The following is an 18207-nucleotide window of genomic DNA, read 5'->3' on the forward strand; positions in this document are numbered from 1 at the left end:
TCACCACGTGTTAGTCATATTGGCATTGTTCCTTGAATCTAAACCCCTTCCCCCCACCCAAAAAAAGCTCAAAGCCAATTTCCCTGCTGCGACTTATAGATACATATCATTAGACGCAAAAAAGCCCCTGATGATTTCTCAGCAGGGGCTTTATATTATTTGGTGTCATTCCGAATAACTACATCATATTGATGTTTAGTTAAATCCTGGAATTAACCTTGAATACCAACAATTAACCAAGGTGCATTGTTAGTTGTTAGATCACGCTCTAGGTGCCAGATATCAGTGATATCTTCTTCAACGCCATCCGCTGTGTCACGGTAACGACCGCTAAACTGAAGGCTTAACTGTGCTTTGCTACCATCGTGGTCTGCACGAACGATTTCAGCATCAACGTACATTACGTCTGTGTGCTGATCACCGTCTAGCTTGTTACGCTCAGCTTTTAGGTCTTCAAATAGGCTTGGAGATACGTATTCTTCAATCGTGTTTAGCTCGTTGTGATTCCATGCACCTTGCAGTGTACGGTAGTGCTCACGAGAACCGTTGATGAATGCCGCTTGATCAAAACCTGGTGGGTAGTTATGTGGAACATCGCTTTGTGCACCAAAACCGAAACCACCAGCGCTATTTTGCGAATGAGGTTGTGATTGAGGCTGTGCTTGCTCGAAGTTATGAACATTTGGTTGTTGCTTAGGTTGTTCAAACTTGTTCTGACCCATGCCGCCGAATGCTGGCTGTTGGCCACGTGCATTCTGCTGATTCATTGAGCCCTGCTTCGCGCCCAACATTCCGCGTAGGAATTTAAACGCTAGGAAAGCAATCAGACCCATGATCAGAATATCCATGAACTGGATACCTTCAAATGCGCCACCAAAGAATGCAGCTAAAAGACCACCAGCAAGTAAACCACCTAGCAGACCGCCCATAAGGCCTTTCTTGCTAGAGTTAGCTGCTGCTGTTTTCTTGCCCGTTTGATCTTGTCGGATCGAATTTGTGTTTTGTTGTTTTGGTGCTGGAGCCGTTTTAAAGCTTTTGCCAAATGACTTACCACCACCAAACTTTTTCGCTTCCGCGATTGGCGTCACCGCGACTGTTACCAACAAGATCGCGACTAGTGAGAAAAATCGTTTCATTATTATCCTTTATAGGTTTTTTTATCTTTCGACACCTTAATCATACTCGTTAACAAAGAACAATGAAATATTCACGACGTTTACACATGTATCATAATATTGCGGCTATTAATTGATTACTAAACTAGCGAAGGGATTGACGGCACTCTGGGGCAGCATTAAAATATTGAACGATGTTCATTTAATAGAAAGTACTCATGGCAAGACGAAACGATCATACTCGCGAACAATTAGTGCAATTAACCTTAAAGACGGTAACCGACTTCTTAGAAGAGCACTCTTATCACGAGCTAAGTCTACGTAAAATTGCCAATATGATTGGCTATGTCCCTAGCACCTTGGTGAATGTATTTGGTAACTACAACCTACTCCTTTTACACGTTGTTGCTCAAACATTAGATGAACTGTCGTCCCAATCTGCTTCTGCTGTTGAACAATCGAGCAACCCTCAACAAGCTCTTTTTAATCTTGCATACTGCTATCACGATTTTGCCCAAAAACACCCTCACCGTTGGCAGCTTATCTTTGAGCACAACATGAATGGTGAAAACCTTCCTGAATGGCAATCGAACCGTATTGATAGAATGACAGGTATGTTAGAGCAATTGCTGGTAGCTATTGCGCCTGAACACACAGAAAGCGAAGTCATTAAAGCCAGCCGTGTATTATGGTCTGGAGTACATGGAATTACTCTACTTAGCGTTGATGATAAATTTTTCGCCTCTGAACCTATCGATGGTAAAGAGTTGATCAATAACCTAATCTCAAACTACTTAACCAACTGGTAATCATTCAAGGAAAGACAATGAACAACAGCAGCCAATCTTCGCTGTTAACGCAAAAAAGGTTCCTACCCTACTTTATTACTCAATTTCTAGGCGCCTTTAATGACAACATATTCAAAAATGTTCTGTTACTGTTTGTTGCTTTCGCAAGCGTAGATACGCTGCCTATTTCCAGCAATCTATTCATTAATTTGGCCGCTGGTCTTTTTATTCTGCCCTTCTTCCTGTTTTCTGCTTTGGCTGGTGTACTGGCTGACAAATACGAAAAATCTTGGTTTATACGTAAAGTTAAGCTCCTTGAAGTGGCGATCATGTCACTGGGTGCGATCGGGTTTATCTACGAAAGCTACGGGATACTACTCCTACTTCTGTTCCTAATGGGAACGCAAAGCGCCTTCTTTGGCCCGGTGAAATACGCACTGCTTCCACAACAATTGGAAACAAAAGAACTGGTATCCGGCAACGCTTTAGTCGAAACCGGCACATTCTTAGCCATCCTTATTGGTACTTTAGGCGCCGGTATTATTGCATCTGAAGAAAGCGCGAAGCTCATTGCTGCGGTATGTATTGTTTCTTTCGCCGTGCTTGGCTATGTATCAAGCTGCTTTATTCCACAAGCGCCGAGTAACGCACCAGATCTGAAAGTGAAGTGGCAGCCAGTAAAGCTAACCCGCGCGACACTGGCGATTGCAAAAAAAGATCGCCCAACGTTTCAAGCACTGATGTCTATCAGCTGGTTCTGGTTCCTTGGCGCTGCTTATCTCACTCAGTTTCCAAACTTCACAAAGCTCCACTTGAACGGCACTGAAAGCTCGGTTGCCTTTTTGTTAGCTCTATTCTCGGTCGGTATTGCGATAGGTTCTTTGGCTTGCGATAAGTTATCAAATCACAGAATTGAAATCGGCATCGTACCAATGGGTAGCCTAGGTATGTCGATTTTTGGGCTATTGATGGCGATATCCATTCCTGAGTCCTTGCCTGAATTTACTTCTTTCCATCAATTCGTGACGTATTCAGAGCTGTGGCCGCTGTTTGCTTATCTTCTGCTCTTGGGTGTCTCTGGCGGTATCTTCATTGTTCCTCTGTATTCTCTGATGCAGTTACGAGCGAAACCAGATGAACGCGCTCAAGTGATTGCCGGGCTCAACATCTACAATTCACTATTCATGGTGGGAAGCGCCGTTTTAGGTATTGTTTGCCTGAGTGTTCTCGATCTTTCTATTCCACAACTATTTGTGTTGCTCGCGATAGGGAATACTTTGGTTATGCTGTACCTGTTTTATCAGGTGCCTATCTACGCTTTCCGTTTCTTTACATGGGTGGTCACTCACACTATGTACCGAGTTAAGCACAAGAACTTACACCATCTTCCAGAGAATGGCGGTGCACTGATCGTTTGCAACCATGTGAGTTATATGGATGCACTGCTTCTAAGTGCGGTTTGCCCTCGCTTGATTCGGTTTGTGATGGAAGAGGATTACGCCAAGCTGCCTCCACTACGTCGATTCTTAAAAAGAGCAGGAGTTATTCCAATCTCCGCAACCAACCGAAACTCGATTAGAAACGCTTTCAAAGAAGTTGAACGTGCCCTAGATGAAGGGCACATCGTGTGTATTTTCCCTGAAGGCAAGCTAACCGCTGATGGCGAAGTAGCCGAATTCATGCGTGGCATGGAGCTGATTATCAAACGATCTCCTGTACCTGTGATTCCAATGGCACTTAAAGGGTTATGGGGCAGTTACTTCAGTCGTTATAAAGGTCAAGCTTTCAAGGGACTACCCACCCGTTTCAGGGCCAAGTTAGAGATAGAAGCTGCCGAACCTATGCTAGCCAAGGAAGCTTCATGCGACACGCTTCGACAGTCAGTCTCTGATCTTCGCGGCTCACTACGCTAAATAACCAAGCCTTTATTCATATCAGCTGAACAAACGTTTAGTTTTACTTAACGTTTGTTCAATTCATTTAGACTTACTTACCATTGCGTTAAGCGTATAGTCTTCCACTACGCTGCCAATACTAGACGCGACGAATTAAATATAATGAATCTAAAAAAGTCTGTTCCATTTTATCTTGCTGCTCTGTTTTGCTTAACCCCATGGGTGAGTTCACCGACGGCCCTCGTGATCGGTTTCCTTCTTGCGAGCTTAGGTTTAGTCCCTGACCATCTAGAAGTAGGCAAACTCACCAAGAAGCTACTGGCCTACTCGATTGTCGGCTTAGGCTTTGGCATTCAGTTTGAGAAAGCATTAGCGGTAACAGGCGATGGTATTGGCCTCATTGTAACGACGATTATTGGTACCTTGGTCATTGGTTGGTTCTTGGCAAAACGCATGGGATTAGATCGCACCACGGGTTACCTTATCTCTTCTGGTACCGCAATTTGTGGTGGTAGCGCCATTGCCGCCGTAGCACCGGCCATCAAAGCTGATGATGAACAGATTGGCTTGGCGTTAGCCACTGTATTTGTGTTGAACTCGGTCGCCCTTTTCTTGTTCCCAATGATTGGCCATGCACTAGAGTTAAGCCAACAAACTTTCGGAACATGGGCTGCCATCGCGATTCATGATACCTCCTCTGTAGTCGGCGCAGCATCAGCATATGGCGAAGAAGCACTGACCACAGCAACCACATTGAAGCTCGCTCGCGCACTTTGGATTATCCCAATCGCGTTAGTCAGCGCAATGATCTTCAAGAACGATCAAAAGAAGATTACGATTCCTTACTTCATTTTCTTCTATTGCGCTGCTATTGCTGTTAGTGACTTGCTGCCACAATTTGAGATGGTCTATCAAGGTATCTTTGATGTGTCTAAGCGTGCATTGGTGGTGTGTCTATTCTTGATTGGTTGCGGTATTTCAGTAGAGAAGCTTAAAGCCGCAGGGCCGAAGCCATTGATGTTTGGTATTACAATGTGGACGATGATTTCGACAGGCTCATTAGCGTGGTTAACTCTCGCTTAATCCGCCTAATTACACCTAATACGCAAAGAAACGCTTTAGGTGGTGTTTGGTTACCTAGACACTCAGATTAACGAGCAACAAAACAAAAAGGCAAAGCTCTAATGGGCTTTGCCCCTATCGTTTTTAGTGAAAATATCGTTTGTAGTAAAGATATTCTTTGTTACAACAATCACGAATCAAACAGGGGCTTATCACTCTTCTTGCTCTCTCTTTTCATTAAAACAAGTACCACAACTAGCACAAATGCAGTGAGTTCAGCCAATGAACGAGTCAGTCCTGACGAAACGAGCGCTTGGCCTATCTGCAGCAAAACTGCAATGATGAGGGCAACTTTCATAATAAGACCTTATTCTATAATCCGTTATTTATAGAGCTTATTATGATTGATGGTTATAAAGATAATAAATTCTGTTTTGAACTATCTAATTGCTAAATTAACTAACCGCCTGACAACTTAGTCACCTAACAACTTCGCAAATAACGTCGAGGTAAGCGCTTACCTTTAACTCCTATGCTGAGACAACCAAGATGCCAATCCAGCGCGTGAAACCTTAATACCCTGCTGTTCTTGCTTAGGCATTCGATAATACTCAACAGGAAATTTGAACCGCTCAAGACGGCCATTCAATTGCTCAGCAAACCACTCTTTGGTTGGCAAATCAGCACAATCCACAATAGCGACAGGTCGGAATCCGAACTCATCGTCTTCAATAGGAACAATAAAAGACTGGTTAACCTCAGACAATTGGTTGAGTGCTCGCTCAATCTCTTCGCAATGAATGTTCTCACCACCAGAAATAAACTGATTGTCGGCGCGACCAATAATCGACACTTGTTCGACATCCCATTCGCCGAGGTCTTTACTGTCGAACCAACCGTTCTCATCCACCAACGGCGTAACCTCACCCTGATAGTAGTAACCAGAAGCAAGCGTATTGCCGCCAATAAAGATACGTTGATCTTCAATTTTTAACTGGCGTTGGTCGAGAACAAAACCTGCAGTATTACTAGAATCGACTGGCTTCGCGGTCACTGTTGAAGCCGCTTCTGTCATACCGTATCCAAGCCAAGTTTCAATGCCCATTTGTTGAGCTTCAAGCCCTAGCGCTTCTGGGATATGGCTACCGCCTAAAAGCACATGAGTTAAAGTAAGTGCTTGCTTACTCTGCAATAACCTATGTAGTTGAGTAGCCACTAAAGAGGCATGGCTGCAACCTTCAATGTCTGTTTCAAGCTGACCTGTGCCTATTTTGATACAGCCACCAGCCTCCAACCAACGATGGATAATCGCCAATCCCGACACATGGTACATCGGTAAGCTAAGCAACCAAGTGTCAGCTTGTTCAAAGTTGAAAACGTCTAATAAACCCTGAGCTGAACATAAGTGTTGCTGCAACGTGTGAGCCACCGCTTTCGGGTTGCCGGTAGAGCCAGAAGTGAATACGATGCTCGCAAGGTTTTGAGGATTAAAGTTAGGATTTTGCGATGTTGTTGGTTTGTCATCACCATCGACCTTGACTTCGTTCAAGCAAGGTAGCGTCACCAATACAGTCTTAAGGTTAACAGCATCAGAATGATCTAACCCACAGCTATCTAATAGCCAAAGGTAACGTCTGTCTAGCTGACCATAGAGGGATTCAAGCTTCTGTGTTAAACGAGCTTTCGGCTGAGGCATGGTAAACGCACAAACCACACCCAAATTGAGTGCGGCAAGATAAACTGGAATCACTTCAGCTTGGTTCTTACCAACAATGGTCAACACATCGCCTTCAGAGAGGCCCTGAGCAGATAGCTGTTGTTGGTACTCACTCACCAGCACAGACACTTGCTGCCAAGTGTAAGCGCGGTTAGGACTCAATAACGCTGTTTGATGTGGGTTCTGCTGCGCCCACTGTACCCAGAGCGGGTGATGATTAGATTGTGGGCGCATCATAAGATAACCAAGTAATAGATTGAGAACGGTCTAAGCCAATCGAACGATCAGCCTAAGAAGACCAAATCAATTGCTGTTGTTCAAGCGTTGAAACTGGAAGCTGACAACCCGGCCATGAGACTTCTAGCTGTTGCTGATACAAACCAATCGTATCAAGCCCTGGAACTTCATTAGGCAAGTACTGTTGTGCCAATCGAGCAATCTGAGTTAAGCCAAGGCTAGACTCTATGCTTGAGCTTAGTACAGGTTTAATACCAAGTTGTTGCGCACGTTCAATGATAGCAACACAACGCTCTACTGAGCCAATCAAGGTTGGTTTAATCACAACCGCCTTAACACCCGTTAAATCACTAAGATCAAACTCAGGGCTTCGCACCGCTTCTTGTAGTGTTTCATCCCATGCAATCGCCACACCGTGGTCGATGGCAAAGGCCAAGCTGTCTTCTGGTTTCTGACAAGGCTCTTCAATAAAGCTAATGCGCTGACGCAGTGACGGCGAAATATATTTAATGAACTGCTTCGCTTTCTCTGGCTTCCACGCGCGGTTGGCGTCAAGTCTTAGGGTCAAATCAGGGATCGACTCAAGGAATAAGCTGACCAGCATGCCATCACGAATCGCTTCGTAGAGGCCGACTTTCACTTTGGCGACCTTCTCGCCTTTCATCTCCTTCAGCACAGGGATCAATTCATCTGGATCGCCTGTACACAACGGTGCCGCTTGGTAGTTACCTTCAGCGTTGAGTTCGCCTCGTAATTCCATCATCGCCATCGAAAAACCGAAGGCAACAGAAGGATATAACTCATCAAAAGGCGTTTGAGGGTTATTGTGACTCCAAAGCTCTAATTCGTGTTGCAGCTGAATGCCAGCTTGTTCAGCATCTTCTTGGCTAAAACCTGGCAAAGGTGTAACTTCGCCAAAACCAGTTTTACCATCACACTCAAGTTGGATGATATAGCCAACGCGTTCGTTCAACTTATTGTCACGAAGAATCACACCACTATCCATAGGTAATTGATAACGGTAGAGTTTAGCGTGACGCTGAGAATTCACTGAGTTCATAAAGTTTCCTAAAAAACGGGGAACATCAAAACAAAACGAGCCGCTATTAGCGACTCATTTTAAAGAAGAGAAAGACTATGGGTTACGCGGAAATTTGTCGAAATCAGGTCGACGCTTCTCATTGAATGCGTTTCGGCCTTCTTGGCCTTCTTCTGTCATGTAGAACATCATGGTTGCGTTACCCGCCAACTCTTGTAGACCGGCTTGGCCGTCACAGTCTGCGTTTAGTGCGGCTTTCAAGCAACGCAGCGCCATTGGGCTGTGTTGAAGAACTTCACGACACCAACGAACCGTTTCTTTTTCTAGGTCAGCAACAGGCACGACTGTGTTTACTAGACCCATGTCCAATGCTTCTTGAGCATCGTAGAAACGACACAAGAACCAGATCTCACGCGCTTTCTTTTGACCAACGATACGAGCCATGTAAGAAGCACCCCAACCGCCATCGAATGAACCTACTTTAGGACCCGTCTGACCGAACTGAGCGTTTTCAGCTGCGATAGTAAGGTCTGCCATCATGTGAAGTACATGACCGCCACCGACTGCCCAACCCGATACCGCTGCGATAACGGGTTTTGGACAAGTACGAATTTGACGTTGGAAATCAAGTACGTTCAGGTGATGTGTACCTGAATCATCTTGATAACCGCCGTAGTCACCACGGATACTTTGGTCACCACCAGAACAGAACGCCTTCTCACCAAGACCCGTCAAAATGATTACGCCAACCTTCTCGTCGTAACGAGCGTCAGCCAATGCATTGATCATCTCTTTTACGGTTTGTGGACGGAACGCATTGTGGACTTGAGGACGAGCAATCGTGATTTTCGCAATACCGTCGTCAGACTTGTGGTACTGAATATCTTCAAATTGACTGCTTTCATCGCGCCAGTTAACTGCTGCGTAAAGTTCTTCTTCTGTGATGCCTACTGTTTTAGCCATGGTGATTCCCATTGTTCTATTAGAGACCACGACTAACGAATAGTCGTGACGGTGTTGCTCTGCTTTTGATAGTGCTTGATACGAGAGAACCGCTCAGTCAGTTTAGCGGCGACTGGCGATACATTGGATGATCAGGTTGGAAAACAACTCTGGTTGCTCAAAATGAACATTATGACCAGCGTAATCAACCTGACTATATTCAAAGCCACTATTCTCAGCTAGCTCCATGAATTTACGATCTTTTTCACCACACACATAATGCAATTGATGCTCATGAGATTTCAATGTGGCACGTAAATCCGGTTGCTTAGCTAGTGAAGTAGATAACAACATATTTGCTACGGATACTCCAAGGTTACCACTACGCTTTATGACCAAAGTTTGTCTTTGCTCATGATTTAGTGAAGAAAAGACGCTTTGTTGATACCAATCGTCTAAAACATCTTCAATCGACTGCTGCGCAAAGCGGACAGCCCACTGCGTATCATGTACTAACCTTTGTGCTCGTTCTTCATCACACTCCAGACCAAAGTTGCCACCTTCAATAATGACTTTCTCAAGATTGAGCGTTTCGAAGCAAGGGCTTGTCACCCCATACATGGCAAGCCTACCACCCATAGAGTAGCCAATCACCACGATAGGATAATCCGCAGGAAGATCGTTGAGCGCAAGTTGAGAAGTAATGCACTGAACGATTTTCTTGCAGCAATGATCAAAGCCTACCGGATCGATAAAGCGACTTTGTCCGTGCCCGGGCAAATCTATGCAAAGACGAGGAAAATCATCTAGATATGGATGACATGCGCTCCAATCATCACCGCTTCCGAGTAAACCATGTAGAAAAACAAGCAAAGGTTTGTCAGAAGATTCTTGTACAGCTGGGTAATAATTGGAGTAAAGCATGTAAAGTCCTTAGGCTAATGCCTCGGTGAGCATTGAACTGAATTGTTTCAGCAAAGTAGACGCTTGTTCGGGAGGCGTCTTAACTTCAACGAGCAAGGTACCCTGACCTTGTTCGAAATGTTGTTCGACAATCGTTTGATAGCAATTCAAAGTTTCTGGCGCCGCATAACCAAGCTGGAATTGCGCAGCGGCATGTTCAAAACCGAAACCATGGGGCATTTGATATAGAGATTGTTTTTGTTGCTCAGGAACAGGCAACAAGTCAAAGATCGCACCGCCATCATTGTTAGTCACAACAATCACCATCGGCGTTACATTGTGAGTAAACAGAGCCAGTGAATTGAGGTCGTAAAGCAAAGAGGTATCGCCAATCAACATTATCAAGGGGTTTTGGTTGGCTTTCACCACACCCGCAGCCGTCGCCACCAAGCCATCAATGCCCGATGCGCCACGATTACTGTAAACTTGATTCGCAGATATTGATGACAGCATATCCACCAGCCTTACCATCAAGCTGTTTCCCACAAACAACTCTCTGTCTTTAAGTCTAGTCGACAAGTCAACTGCAACGCTCAACTCGGTCAGTTGGTCATTATTGGATATTTGTGCCAATGCCAATTGTTGAACCGTATTCGCGATTTCGACCAAAGGTGCAGCCCAACCTGCACGTTGACCTAACAAGGTAGGTAAATGCTGTTCTGACACCCATGACTCGATATCAGCAACGATATGGGTTTGAGGCAGATGATCTTGGTTGATTCGGTGCGTATCTGGTGACACAACAATGTATTGTGACGAGCAGAATGATGAAGTTTGCGACTTTATCCAATGATTAAGGCGCTTAGAAACAACACGCTCACCGAACTGAAGGATGAAATCACATTGATTGAGTTGCGCTTTAGCTACGTCACTCTGCATCCACAGATCATAATGCTTCCAATCACTTGTGACACCTGATTGAGGATCGCAAAAAACTGGCCAGCCTAATGCAGTGGCAAACTGCTGAGCTTTTGTCGCTTGTTCAATATCGAGCGAACCGAGAATAACCACACCCTTACGTCCAAGATACTCACTTGGAGCAATCGGTTGTGTATTCACTTGATTAGGTAAAAACGTTTGGCTGTAACAAGCTGTTCCCGACTTCCACCCAGAGATACTGGATGTGTATTCCGCATACATTTCCGCGCTATTCGCAGAATATAGAGGCTCAGGGAACGGACAGTTGATATGAATCGCACCGCCAACATTGCGTTGTTTCGCTAGCGCGTTATCAACGGATGTCAGAAGCCAATTCAATGAAATCTGTGTGGTTGGACTGGGTAGATTTAAAGCACTTTCAACATGGGAAGAAAAGATGCCTTGCTGTTGAATCGCTTGATTAGCGCCACAGTCGACTAAATCGATAGGACGATCAGAGGTCAGCAAAATCAGTTTCTCTCGTGTCAGTCCAGATTCAGCCGTCGCAGGAAGCAAATTCGCCACAGCAGTACCAGAGGTGACAATCACGGCAACTGGCTTATTGCTGGCTTTTGCTAAACCTAACGCAAGAAAACCAAGCCCACGCTCATCAAAGTGCGTGTGCAGTGTCAGTTTTGGATTGGCTTCGGCTTCGAGTGTTAATGGTGTTGAGCGCGAGCCTGGCGCAACACAAACATGTTCAACGCCGCTGCGGGCTAACTCTTCAAGTAACGTATTACACCAAACTCTATTTAATACGGCTTGGTCGTGGTTCATGACGCCACACCCAATGGTGGATGATCTGAAATTAAGCTGAGCAGAGTCGACATTTTCTTATTCAACTCTTGCCACTCATGTTCAGCAACCGATCCCGGTACGATCCCGGCACCCGCAAACAGCTGTACTTGATCGTTTACAATCAAGGCACTTCGAATCGCGACACAGAATTCAGCGCGTTGATGGCTAATATAGCCAACAGAGCCTGCATACCAACCTCTCGCAAACGGTTCATGTTCAAGTATGAAATCCATCGCTTCTTTGCGCGGTAAACCCGCTACCGCAGCAGTCGGCTGTAAGGCAGCAAGCAACTGGACACCATTGACGCCGTTATTGAGCTGAGCATGGATATTACGTTTAAGATGTTGCACCTTACGCAAACGCACAAGTCGCGCCTCTTTTTCAACGTGTACCGTTTGAGAATGAGGAGTCAGACGCTCAATGATGTCGTCGACCACATACTGGTTTTCATTGAGGTTTTTACTGTCTTGAGAAAGCCAGTTGGCTAACTCCATATCTTCTGTCGCGTTTTCTCCGCGACCAATGGTTCCAGCAAGCGCTTCAGTATCAAGCTCAGTGCCATATCGACTGTACAAACGCTCTGGCGTTGAGCCGATAAAGCTGTGTTTGGAATCCAATACCAACATAAAGTGAAAGCTGTGATGGTTTTGCAGGTAGCTGGCCTTAAGCAACTGAGCCGCGCAGATTGGCGCATCGAGTTGCAATGTGGTTTTACGCGCTAAAACGACTTTTTTGTACTCTTCGTCGCTAATGCCTTTCAGCACTTTATCGACAAGGTTGCCCCACTGCTCTCGTTCTGGAACGTGGTTAATCTGCTCAATATGCGCCGACAAAGGGGCCAATATCGCCGCTTCGACAGAAAGCTTATTTAGAGCATTAATAGAAGCAACGCGATCAGGAGATAAATTGACGGCTAACGACCAAGTCTTGTCAAAGCGGATCAGTTCAACCTGAGGAAGGAAGAAAAACGATTCCATGCAACGACGGTTTTTTGCGGTGTGCCCGTCAAATGAGCGCCCACCCCAGATTCGTTGGTCTTCACCAAGAATTGCGTACGCGGGAGCGGGATCAGAAAAAGTATGTAATTGCCCGAGCGCAACGACCTCTTCACGAGTATCACGTGACTGCCAGTAGAACTTTGGAAAGAGCGGTTGAGCATGAAGCCATTCTATAAATGCAAACGATGGTTTTTGCGTTAGAACTTCAACACAACGAACTTCACTTGCTTGGGCATTTTGTACTCGCTCAATCAAAGCGGAGATAGTTTGCTGGAAATGTGACAAATCGACCTCGTTCACATCTAAATTATTATTACATTAGTTTGATACTTTATGGGCAGCACCCACTTAGATCAAGAATCTACTATATCTTTTGAACATTCCTGTGATTTTAAGCGATCCAGCCTCTTTATTCATCTTAGACAACAAAGAAAGCGATTAATTAAAATTTAGAAAAGAGTGACAACAAAAAGACCAAACGTGACACTGAAATGCGACATTCATCAGATTTTTATTCTATCAAACCCCATTTTGCGGTACTTTAATAAAGTATTTAAATTAATTTCAGGAAATCGGCAATGCAAAATATCGGGATGTCGTCAAAACTCAACAGCGTATGCTACGAAATCAGGGGGCCTGTACTCAAACATGCTAAGCGCATGGAAGAAGAAGGGCATAAAATACTGAAGCTTAATATTGGTAACCCCGCCCCATTTGGTTTTGACGCCCCTGATGAAATCCTTGTTGATGTAATCCGTAACCTACCGACATCTCAAGGTTACTGTGACTCAAAAGGCATCTATTCAGCCCGCAAAGCGGTTGTTCAGCACTACCAGAAAAAAGGCCTACGTAACCTTGATGTAGAAGACGTTTACATTGGTAACGGCGCATCAGAGCTTATCGTTATGTCTATGCAGGCGCTACTGGATAATGGTGATGAAATCTTAGTTCCCGCTCCGGACTACCCACTATGGACAGCGTCTGTTGCGCTTTCTGGTGGTACACCGGTTCACTACATGTGTGATGAAGATGCTGATTGGTATCCAGATCTAGACGACATGCGTGCGAAGATCTCACCAAAGACTCGCGGCATCGTTCTTATCAACCCGAACAACCCAACGGGCGCGGTATACAGCCGTGATTTCCTATTACAAGTTGTTGAGATTGCTCGTGAGCACGGTTTGATCATCTTCGCTGATGAAATCTACGACAAAGTACTTTACGACGGTGCCGTACATACTTCAGTCGCAACGCTTGCTGAAGACGTACTCATGGTGACATTCAACGGTCTGTCTAAGGCTTACCGTGTATGTGGTTTCCGTGGTGGCTGGATGTTCTTAACGGGCCCGAAACACATTGCGAAAGGCTATGTCGAAGGGCTAGAAATGCTCGCCTCGATGCGTTTGTGTGCCAACGTACCAATGCAGCACGCCATCCAAACGGCACTGGGTGGTTATCAGAGTATCAACGAACTGATTCTTCCTGGTGGTCGACTGCTTGAGCAACGTGACCGTGCATGGGAACTGATCAACAAGATCCCTGGCGTTTCTTGTGTGAAACCAAAAGGCGCGATGTACCTGTTCCCTAAGATCGACACCAACATGTACAACATCAAAGACGATCAGAAATTCGTGCTCGATTTCCTTAAGCAAGAGAAGGTGCTATTGGTTCAAGGTACTGGCTTCAACTGGCCAAAACCGGATCACTTCCGCATCGTGACTCTGCCACATATCGAAGACCTAGAAATCGCGATTGGTCGCCTAGAGCGCTTCTTACAGACCTACAGCCAAGACGACCTCGTCGAAGGTTAATTAGCACAAAGAAAGATGACTACAATTTGCTGTTTTAAAAGACTTTAACTTGTATTCATTCACTTCTATGCTTAAAAGGCTCCTGTTTGGGAGCCTTTTTTGTATCCGCTGTCTCGTGTCCCTGTGCAAACACAAGATACGAGTGGAGCATTGCTTATACCAATCACAGTAAGTAAGTGTTCAGAAATAGCGCAGGGAAAAAACTTGAGAACAAGGCAGAATTTTTTGGTAAGTAGTTATTCTACAATCAAAAATTCTAACAAAGTTATCGAGTTTTTTAACAAGCTAGGATGACCAGTTATTTACTACGATTGGTACTAAAAGGACTCTTATGAAACAAAGCCATTTCTTTGCCCATCTTGCCCGTATGAAGCTTATCCAACGCTGGCCTTTGATGCGCTCAGTCTCAAGCGAGAACATTTCAGAGCATAGCCTACAGGTCGCTTTCGTCGCCCACGCCTTGGCGCTTATCAAAAACAAGAAGTTTGATGGCAAACTCAACCCAGAACACATTGCTCTGCTTGGCATGTACCACGATACCAGTGAAGTGCTAACAGGTGATTTGCCGACGCCAGTTAAATACTACAATCCAGACATCGCCCAAGAGTATAAGAAGATAGAAGCGGCAGCAGAGCAAAGACTGCTTTCAATGCTGCCAGAAGAGTTCCGAGACGACTTCTCCCCGTTTTTGATATCTGGAACAGCAAAAAAAGAAGAGCAAAGCATCGTTAAGCAAGCCGACACTATCTGCGCTTACCTGAAATGCTTGGAAGAGCTCAGTGCGGGCAATCATGAATACGAGCAAGCCAAGCGCCGACTGGAAGAGACACTCGAACAACGCAAAAGCCCGGAAATGGACTACTTTCTCACCACGTTTGCGCCGAGCTTTGAATTATCACTAGACGAGATAAGCTAGCTGGGTATAAGTTGAGTGTAATTAGATAAATAAATCAATTTGATAGGTGCTATTTTGAATTCTCCACTCGAACCACCATTTGAACTCGAACAAGAATGGCAACATCGAAATGACGATGAACATAAAATAAGGCGTGATGACCACCGTAGCCCGTATCAACGCGATCGTGCGCGGGTGCTTCACTCTGCCGCTTTTCGCCGCCTCCAAGCAAAAACCCAAGTTCATGGCACCGCGGTAAACGATTTCCACCGAACTCGCCTTACCCATTCGCTAGAAGCCGCTCAGCTAGGTACCGGTATCGTTGCCCAGCTGAAAAAAAAGCAGCCCGAGTTTCGAGATTTGTTGCCTTCAGACAGTTTGATTGATTCATTGTGTCTTGCTCACGACATTGGCCACCCACCTTATGGGCATGGTGGCGAAGTCGCGTTGAACTATATGATGCGCGATCATGGTGGCTTTGAGGGCAATGCTCAAACATTTCGCATTGTCACGCAGCTAGAACCTTACACTGAACATCACGGGATGAACCTATCTCGACGCACTTTGTTAGGTCTGATTAAGTACCCTTCTCTGCTGAGTGAGGTTCAAGCTAAATTACAGTCTGAGCCTGTTAAGCATCAACGACAGCTCCGAGCCAAAGATTGGATGCCAGCAAAAGGCATCTACGATCATGATGAAGAGCTTTTTAACTGGGTAATGGAGCCGCTTTCAAGCAGCGACCAACAGCTTCTAAAACAGAAAAGAAAAACGCATACAGAGCCACTTGAGCACAATAAGACCAAATATAAGTCACTTGATTGTTCAATCATGGAGCTGGCTGATGACATCGCGTATGGCGTGCACGATTTAGAAGATGCGATTGTGCTTGGCTCTGTCACCAAATCTCAATGGGTCGAGTCGGCTTACCCTCAACTTAAAGAGATGGCCGACCCTTGGGTTTGTGAACACCTAGATTCAATCACAGAGATGCTTTTCTCTGGTGAGCAGTATCGTCGAAAGGATGCGATTGGTGGGATAGTCAACGCTCTGTTGACCAGTATTTCGATTGAACGAGTGGATGCTAGCTTTGAGAATGTGCTGTTGGCTTACAATGCCGTGCTTGAACCGAGCATGGACGCTACACTCGACAAACTAAAACACTTTGTCAGCGAGTTCGTGATTCAAGTGCCACAGGTTCAAGTGATCGAATACAAAGGCCAGCAGATTATCATGGACATGTTTGAAGCGTTCAGCGCTGATCCTGAACGCTTGCTGCCACTGCCCATCAAGAAGCAATGGCTACAGCATCAAGATGAATCAATAAAGATGCGCGTGATAGCCGATTACATCTCATCAATGACTGATGACCTTGCGCAGAAAATGCATCAGCAATTGTTCTCAGCTCATACCGAGTTTTAATTCCTGACTCGTACCAGTGAATCGGCTTAATCTAAGTAGTTTTTCTCAAACACACCCGGCGGCATTTGATTGATTTGAAACTGAATCATTTGGTCAAATGCCGTTAGCAAAGGGCTAAAGTCGCCATCACTCTCTAGCAAGCTAAGCAAATGATAGCCAGCTTCGACGGTAGAAAGGCTGTTTTCACTGGGCGCTTTCCGGATTCGATAATTACCCTTGAGATCTTTCGGTAAGTGAACTGTGCTCAGCGCATGCAAGTTACTCGACACCTGCCACATCTTGAACGCCTTCTTCCACGTCCCATCCAATAAAATCACACGCAGCTTCTTGCTTGGGCATGTCGCAGATTCAACTGAAACAGAATTTTCGCTTGGGTATAAAATCACATGTTGGTAATGTTCATTGGCCAGCAATGCGTTCAATTGTTCGTTGTCTGAAAAATCTTCACCGACAAGCGTCACGCTGTTATTTAGGGATAACGAGAGGATACGCGCAGTACCCATCGGGCGATGCTCTTCTGATGGGTGCTGAAGAATGATAAGCTCAACATTCGATTCGAGTGGTGTAACCCACTGACAAATACAAGCTTTCAAAGCCTTGCTGCATTGGGGGCAATAACGAGACATGGATTTAATGTGTACCCTGTTTTAATTTTCACTTCACTTTTATGCGTCTTATTCCAATTTGAGCCAATACAAGCTTGGGTCGTATGGGATAGCAATGCGATTGCCGAGGGGCAATGGTGGCGGATCCTAACAGGAAATTTTTCACATACCAACTACTCGCACCTTCTGATGAATCTAGCAGGCTTATGGATCATCAGCTATCTGTTTCAACCGAGTAAAAAACAGCTTGTTCTTGCTCTGCTTGTGATTAGTTTAGTGACTGGGATCGCCCTGTTGTTTTCGAGTATTCAGATCTATGTTGGCCTATCAGGCTCTTTGCATGGGTTATTTGGCTTATTCGCGCTCAGTGAAGCTTTAAACGGTAGGATATCAAGTTGGCTGTTAGTGTTGGGATTAATCGCTAAAATCGCTTGGGAGCAGCTTGTTGGCCCTTCTAGCACAACTGGCGAACTAATTAATGCTCGTGTCGCGATTGAAGCCCACCTAGCAGGTGCACTGGCCGGAGGCTTCATATCTATCGCTTCATTTCTAACAAGTAGACAAACGGATTAAAGTTGAATTCTTTCGCGGTTCTTTTTAACCGTGGCTTCACCTATCCCTTTCACACTCACCAAATCATCAGCAGTCGTAAATGCCCCGTTTTGATCCCTGTAATCGACGATCTCTTGAGCTTTCTTATCCCCAACACCAACCAATAGCGCTGACAGCTCTTCAGCTGTCGCTGTATTGATGTTTACCGTAATTTCAATGCCATCGTAAAGCTCAGCTTTAGTGGGGCTATTAGAAAGCGCCGGGGAGCTCAGGGTCATAAGAAATGAGAGAAGTAATGTTGAATATATCGTGCGCATAAACCGTTCCTTTGAACAAAAAACGTAACTTATGCATTTGCCGCTGCACATAAAACAAACGCCAGATAAAAATAAAGCGGGTCACCGAAATGACCCGCTTTGTTATACATCTAATTTTCATCAACTTGTTAGCTGG

Annotated in this window: 17 protein-coding genes; 7 read left to right on the forward strand and 10 right to left on the reverse strand. The window is 45.2% G+C overall.

What is annotated here, in order from left to right:
* Positions 1 to 212: 212 nt before the first annotated feature.
* Entirely contained in the window at positions 213 to 1136 is a 924-nt protein-coding gene (locus tag ACED25_RS16115; RefSeq protein WP_371695670.1) for a Tim44 domain-containing protein, read from the reverse strand.
* 197 nt (positions 1137 to 1333) lie between these two features.
* Here ACED25_RS16115 and ACED25_RS16120 point away from each other — a divergent pair, with 197 nt between their 5' ends.
* The 3 genes from ACED25_RS16120 to ACED25_RS16130 all read left to right on the forward strand — a co-directional run bounded on the left by ACED25_RS16120 (position 1334) and on the right by ACED25_RS16130 (position 4881).
* Positions 1334 to 1924: a TetR/AcrR family transcriptional regulator gene (locus tag ACED25_RS16120; protein WP_012604487.1), complete on the forward strand. Its 591-nt coding sequence runs from the start codon at positions 1334 to 1336 to the stop codon at positions 1922 to 1924.
* A 17-nt stretch (positions 1925 to 1941) separates the two neighbouring features.
* On the forward strand, positions 1942 to 3816 hold the full coding sequence (locus ACED25_RS16125) for an MFS transporter (RefSeq protein ID WP_017100593.1): 1875 nt from the start codon (positions 1942 to 1944) through the stop codon (positions 3814 to 3816).
* A 144-nt stretch (positions 3817 to 3960) separates the two neighbouring features.
* Positions 3961 to 4881 (forward strand): YeiH family protein, encoded by a 921-nt coding sequence (locus ACED25_RS16130; RefSeq protein WP_029225432.1) that lies wholly within the window; start codon positions 3961 to 3963, stop codon positions 4879 to 4881.
* A 169-nt stretch (positions 4882 to 5050) separates the two neighbouring features.
* Here the strand turns inward: ACED25_RS16130 and ACED25_RS16135 are convergent, their stop codons facing one another.
* From ACED25_RS16135 to ACED25_RS16165, 7 genes are all read right to left on the reverse strand, one after another.
* A complete protein-coding gene (locus ACED25_RS16135; protein ID WP_017100591.1) occupies positions 5051 to 5218 on the reverse strand; it encodes a hypothetical protein in 168 nt (55 codons plus the stop codon).
* 165 nt (positions 5219 to 5383) lie between these two features.
* Positions 5384 to 6814, reverse strand: coding sequence for an o-succinylbenzoate--CoA ligase (gene menE / locus ACED25_RS16140; RefSeq protein ID WP_371695671.1), 1431 nt, complete (start codon positions 6812 to 6814; stop codon positions 5384 to 5386).
* Between the two features lie 52 nt (positions 6815 to 6866).
* On the reverse strand, positions 6867 to 7874 hold the full coding sequence (gene menC, locus ACED25_RS16145) for an o-succinylbenzoate synthase (RefSeq protein ID WP_371695672.1): 1008 nt from the start codon (positions 7872 to 7874) through the stop codon (positions 6867 to 6869).
* Positions 7875 to 7949: 75 nt separating this feature from the next.
* Positions 7950 to 8816, reverse strand: a complete 867-nt coding sequence (gene menB, locus ACED25_RS16150; RefSeq protein WP_010439547.1) for a 1,4-dihydroxy-2-naphthoyl-CoA synthase — start codon at positions 8814 to 8816, stop codon at positions 7950 to 7952.
* Between the two features lie 102 nt (positions 8817 to 8918).
* On the reverse strand, positions 8919 to 9719 hold the full coding sequence (gene menH / locus ACED25_RS16155) for a 2-succinyl-6-hydroxy-2,4-cyclohexadiene-1-carboxylate synthase (RefSeq protein ID WP_371695673.1): 801 nt from the start codon (positions 9717 to 9719) through the stop codon (positions 8919 to 8921).
* A 9-nt stretch (positions 9720 to 9728) separates the two neighbouring features.
* Positions 9729 to 11453: a 2-succinyl-5-enolpyruvyl-6-hydroxy-3-cyclohexene-1-carboxylic-acid synthase gene (gene menD / locus ACED25_RS16160; RefSeq protein WP_371695674.1), complete on the reverse strand. Its 1725-nt coding sequence runs from the start codon at positions 11451 to 11453 to the stop codon at positions 9729 to 9731.
* Positions 11450 to 12757 carry an isochorismate synthase MenF gene (locus ACED25_RS16165; protein WP_029222962.1) on the reverse strand — a complete coding sequence of 436 codons (1308 nt, stop codon included), beginning with the start codon at positions 12755 to 12757 and terminating at the stop codon, positions 11450 to 11452. Before ACED25_RS16165 ends, menD begins: the two co-directional genes overlap by 4 nt.
* A gap of 293 nt (positions 12758 to 13050) precedes the next feature.
* On the opposite strand from ACED25_RS16165, the gene ACED25_RS16170 reads away from it, so the two are divergent.
* From ACED25_RS16170 to ACED25_RS16180, 3 genes are all read left to right on the forward strand, one after another.
* Positions 13051 to 14283, forward strand: a complete 1233-nt coding sequence (locus ACED25_RS16170) for a pyridoxal phosphate-dependent aminotransferase (protein WP_076671197.1) — start codon at positions 13051 to 13053, stop codon at positions 14281 to 14283.
* 331 nt (positions 14284 to 14614) lie between these two features.
* Positions 14615 to 15199, forward strand: coding sequence for a 5'-deoxynucleotidase (gene yfbR, locus ACED25_RS16175; RefSeq protein WP_017103210.1), 585 nt, complete (start codon positions 14615 to 14617; stop codon positions 15197 to 15199).
* A 54-nt stretch (positions 15200 to 15253) separates the two neighbouring features.
* Positions 15254 to 16597 carry an anti-phage deoxyguanosine triphosphatase gene (locus tag ACED25_RS16180; RefSeq protein ID WP_017103211.1) on the forward strand — a complete coding sequence of 448 codons (1344 nt, stop codon included), beginning with the start codon at positions 15254 to 15256 and terminating at the stop codon, positions 16595 to 16597.
* A 26-nt stretch (positions 16598 to 16623) separates the two neighbouring features.
* Here ACED25_RS16180 and ACED25_RS16185 read toward each other — a convergent pair whose 3' ends face one another.
* Positions 16624 to 17223, reverse strand: a complete 600-nt coding sequence (locus ACED25_RS16185; RefSeq protein WP_017103212.1) for a tRNA-uridine aminocarboxypropyltransferase — start codon at positions 17221 to 17223, stop codon at positions 16624 to 16626.
* 9 nt (positions 17224 to 17232) lie between these two features.
* Between ACED25_RS16185 and rrtA the strand changes: the two genes are divergently transcribed.
* Entirely contained in the window at positions 17233 to 17775 is a 543-nt protein-coding gene (gene rrtA, locus ACED25_RS16190; protein WP_029222964.1) for a rhombosortase, read from the forward strand.
* Here the strand turns inward: rrtA and ACED25_RS16195 are convergent.
* Complete coding sequence (locus ACED25_RS16195; RefSeq protein ID WP_017103214.1) at positions 17772 to 18071, reverse strand: ComEA family DNA-binding protein; 300 nt, start codon at positions 18069 to 18071, stop codon at positions 17772 to 17774. The genes rrtA and ACED25_RS16195 overlap by 4 nt on opposite strands.
* Positions 18072 to 18207: the final 136 nt, after the last annotated feature.

The organism is Vibrio sp. 1F263, from assembly GCF_041439035.1.
GTDB classification, from domain to species: Bacteria; Pseudomonadota; Gammaproteobacteria; order Enterobacterales; family Vibrionaceae; genus Vibrio; species Vibrio tasmaniensis_A.